This is a genomic window from Streptomyces sp. UNOB3_S3 (assembly GCF_020740895.1).
Lineage (GTDB): Bacteria > Actinomycetota > Actinomycetes > Streptomycetales > Streptomycetaceae > Streptomyces.
Window position 1 is genome coordinate 1 of record NZ_JAILXP010000731.1, and the last position, 887, is coordinate 887.

The 887-nt window shown below is 75.5% G+C and carries 1 protein-coding gene; it reads right to left on the reverse strand.

Translation table 11 applies throughout. The features are described from left to right. Window positions 1–94 precede the first annotated feature (94 nt). The coding region (locus tag K6I33_RS35345) for a GNAT family N-acetyltransferase (RefSeq protein ID WP_229358876.1) at window positions 95–887 on the reverse strand (793 nt) is incomplete at its 5' end.

The window sequence follows — 887 nt, forward strand, 5'->3', positions numbered from 1 at the left end:
GGGCTGGGGGTGCACCGGAGTGGAATCCCATCTTCCCGCATCCCCGCAGGCAGGGCACACGCCCGGTGCCGCCGCCGGCCCCGGGCCCCGAGGGTCACAGCCGGGCCTGGAAGACCCCCACGGAGCGCTCGGGGCGGTAGCCGAGCAACTTGTTCACGGCGCGCATGGGGCCGTTGTCGTCGGCGACGGTCGTGGCGACCTCCCGTACGGGCGTCCGGCCCTCGCCCACGAGCCGCAGCATCCGCAGCTTCACCGCCCGGCCCAGGCCGAGCCCGCGGTGGGCGGCGGCGACGGCGGTGCCGTACTGCATGGCCCGCGCGCCGTCCGGGGAGCGCCGCACCAGCTCGGTGTAGCCGGCGAACGAGCCGTCGGGCGCGACCGCGACGACCGTGAGCATCTCCCCGCCCCGGTCGACGACGAGCTGCTGGACGGCGCGGGAGCGCGCGGCGTCCCAGCGCGGCCGCTCCTCCTCGAAGTCGCCCCAGGGGCTGTCCGACATGGCGTCGCGGACGGTCGCGAAGGGGGCGGCGTACTCCTCGGGCACGGCGCCCTCCCACTCGATGAACCGGTACCCCTCCGGCAGCACCGGCTCCTCCGCGACCTCCGCCACCCGCTGCACATACATCACCAGCGGAATGGCGCACACGAAACCGTGCGCGAGCGCGAACTTCTCCCCCGCGCCGCCGATCTCGGCCTGGATGCCCACCGCGGCCCGCTGCTCCCGCTCCAGAATCGCCCGCACCTCCTGCCACAGGCGCGTCCCGATGCCCCGGTTCCGCAGCTCCGGCCGGACGGCGAGGTGCTCGATCCAGGCCGTCCTCCGGTTCTCCTCGGCGTCGAACAGCCGCAGCGAGACGACCCCCGCGTACGCCCCGGGCGTCCCGCCC